We start from the raw sequence: 2,982 nt of genomic DNA, 5'->3' as shown, positions 1-2,982 counted from the left end.
AATATGCCCACCGTGATCACCTTTGTATCCCCTGCTCAAAGATTGAGCAGGGCATTCAATCACGTGGGTCAAAATTCGATGAAAATTTTCAGCTCTAGTGGGTCAGTTCTGTGCGGACATCAACACGCCAAGCTCGATGCCGCGGGTTACTACGACGACTTCGAGGTCGACCGCGTCGCTAGGGTCGAGCTGGACCCGAAAGGCACCCAGGCGCAATTGCATGTCGCCATTGCGCCAGTGGCTGACCGCTTGCTCAAGCGCTACAAGGTGGCACAGCAGGACAAGGCAAACGCCGAGGCACAGCACGATGACAAGGCTGCGCAGGCGGCGAAGGACATGCTCGACGCACTGGTGCTGTTCAAAAACGACATGGGGGCATTCGTACGCCTGTATGCGTTCCTGTCGCAGATTTTCGACTACGGCAATACCGATATCGAAAAGCGCTTCCTGTTCTACAAGCGGCTCATCCCCCTCTTGGAATTCGGTCGCGAGCGCGACGCGGTTGACCTGACCAAGGTTACGCTGACGCACCATAGCCTGCGACACACCGGGCGCCAGCCCCTCAATCTCGGCCACGGTGAAACACCGAAGCTGCCGCCGATGGATGCCGTCGGCAGCGGTGCGGTCCAGGAAAAGGAGAAGGCGTTCCTTGATGAAATTATCCAGAAGGTCAACGGGCTGTTCGATGGGGAACTGACCGACGACGACCAACTGGTCTACGTGAACGGTGTGCTCAAGGGCAAACTGCTGGAAAACGAACTTCTGATGCAGCAGGCCGTGAGCAATAGCAAGGAGCAGTTCGCCAACTCCCCCGACCTGACCGATGCACTGATGCGTGCCATCATTGACGCATTCGACGCGCATACCACCATGAGCAAACAGGCGCTCGATTCGGCGCGCGTGCGCGATGGTCTCAAGGACATTTTGTTGGGACCAGCCCAACTCTACGAGGCGCTGCGGGCTCGCTCGAGCGCCACGCTCTGACCGCAAACGTTGTTTGGAGAATCGGTTGACTTATGTCGCATCTCAATATTTCTCACGGGTTTTGAGTATTCTCAAAACTCGTGAGAATGCTTGATACAACCACCGTGTCTCTCGTAGACAGCATTCTTGGACAGGTATTGCAAGCACGCCGCGGGATGGTCTCGCAGCAGAGGCGTGCGCAAAATGTGCCGGACTGGCACGCGAAATGCCGCATCGACCGGGAGTATACTGCCGTCAAGCAATTACTGAATTGCTAAGATATAAAAGTCGCACTCAATAGACAGGAGAATTAAAGAAATGGCAGAAAAGTACAAAGCCCTAAAGGCACAGCTCGACGCGCTCCAAGAGCGCACTGAAGCAGCGCGCGTCGCGGAACTCGAAGCAGTTATTGCGCAGGTTCGCGAGCTCGTCGCTGAGTACGGTATCACCGATGACCAGATTTTTGGTCGCAAGCGAGCCAAGAAGGCTGCGAACTCGGCTACTGCTGCCGAGCCGAAGTACCAGAACCCAAAAACTGGAGAGACTTGGTCAGGTCGAGGCCGCGCACCGGCTTGGATAGTGAACGCAAAGGACCGCTCCAAGTTCCTCGTTGACGGAGCTTCGTCGAGCGCTGCGGCGAGTGTTAAGGCGCCGGTAAAAGCGGCGAAGGCAGGAAACCAAAGGAAGGGCCCTCAACCGGTGCTTTATCGTGACCCCAAGTCGGGTGTTACATGGAGTGGTCGCGGCCGTGCGCCGGCTTGGCTCGCGAGTGTGAAAGACCGGTCGAAGTTTTTGATTGCCGGCGAGAGCGAAGTGGCTACTGCGCCGAAGGCAAAGCCGGTCAAGCCCGCGGCTAAGAAAATCGCCGCGAAAAAGGTGGCGGCAACGAAGAAGACAGTTGCCAAGAAGGCGGCGGCTCGAAAAATTGCTCCAAAAGAGAGTGCGGCCGCAAAGGCGCCCGCTGCCCGAAAGGCACGTGCGCCGAAGAGTTCCGCAGATTCTGCGAGCGCTGTCGATGCTGGTGCGGTCGAAGGAACGACTCAAGTCGCGAGCGTGCCCGCCCAGGCCTGAGTTGATTGCAGTCCGGGCGGCGGATGACATTCTTCTCTGCCCGGCATTTGCCTCGGTTTTTTCGCTTTCGACTGCTCGAAAATATACCCGGTCGACCGGCAGGAAGAAGCAACCGATACCGTGCTCCAGCAGGCGGAGTCGCTGTTCGCCAAGTGGGCGAGCGTTTGACTCAGTTCGTGTGCAGGTGAGCGCTCGCTTTGTTGACTTGCAGTGTCGTGTTGTGCGATGAGCGGCAGTGCCGTCCCGAACATTGTCTCGACATCGACCACATTCGCCCCGTGACGTGTATTTCGCGGGGCATGCGCAAGTTCGGCATTCGTCTGCTGGGTCAATCCTTGCGCTCAAACTCCCAGAGGGCAGGCTGGGAGCGGTATGCACCTGACCGGTCTGGGGCGAACACTTCTGGCATACGCTCGCCCTGCTGCACCCGCACACCGGGCACGTGATGGCCTTGTGCTCTCCAGATACCGGTCTCCGGGCATACCTGACCGGTGCGCACTGTCTTCGGCCCGTTGTTCTGAGGTGCCGGCGGATTCCCCTTCGCGGGGTCGAAGTTGCGCGCAAAGTCGGCTAGGTCCTTCGGATACAGCAGATGGTCCCGGAAGGAACTGTCGTCCAGCTCCAGCAGATAGGAAACCGCTGCGGCTTCGATTGCCCAATAGCCAACGTACGTCCCCTTGCCGCCCTTCTGTGCTTCGAGGTGGCCGTCATGCCACACCACCGCGGCCATGCCCGGATACCAGGCTTCGAGATATTGCGTGATGTCGTCGACACACTCCTGTTTCGCTTCGCGGTAAAGGCTGAAGACGAGCGGCCGATACGGTGTTTACGCCGACCGGAAATTGAGCCACTTGTAGGGATCGCGCCGACTGAAAACTGAGCCGGGCAATCAACCTATCCTGCTAGTTTTTCAGGCAGGGTGTTTGGGGATGATCCCGATGACCATGA

General features: G+C 58.0%; 1 protein-coding gene and 2 pseudogenes. 2 read left to right on the top strand and 1 reads right to left on the bottom strand.

The window, feature by feature from the left end:
• Positions 1 to 984, top strand: a pseudogene (locus tag HWX25_RS32435) (type I restriction endonuclease subunit R); the annotation flags it as partial.
• A 297-nt stretch (positions 985 to 1,281) separates the two neighbouring features.
• Entirely contained in the window at positions 1,282 to 2,034 is a 753-nt protein-coding gene (locus HWX25_RS32430) for an H-NS family nucleoid-associated regulatory protein (RefSeq protein ID WP_175912652.1), read from the top strand.
• 328 nt (positions 2,035 to 2,362) lie between these two features.
• Here HWX25_RS32430 and HWX25_RS33840 read toward each other — a convergent pair.
• Positions 2,363 to 2,845 (bottom strand): annotated as a pseudogene (locus HWX25_RS33840) (PoNe immunity protein domain-containing protein); the annotation flags it as partial.
• Positions 2,846 to 2,982 lie beyond the last annotated feature (137 nt).

The sequence above is a fragment of the Burkholderia sp. BCC1640 genome (assembly GCF_902833125.1).
GTDB lineage: Bacteria > Pseudomonadota > Gammaproteobacteria > Burkholderiales > Burkholderiaceae > Burkholderia > Burkholderia diffusa.
Note: the sequence above shows the minus strand (reverse complement) of the source record. Positions and strands in the feature narration are given on the sequence as shown.

Bases quoted from the DNA above. Each gene is read 5' to 3' on its own strand.
- HWX25_RS32430 (WP_175912652.1), top strand. From the start codon at position 1,282: ATGGCAGAAAAGTACAAAGCCCTAAAGGCACAGCTCGACGCGCTCCAA.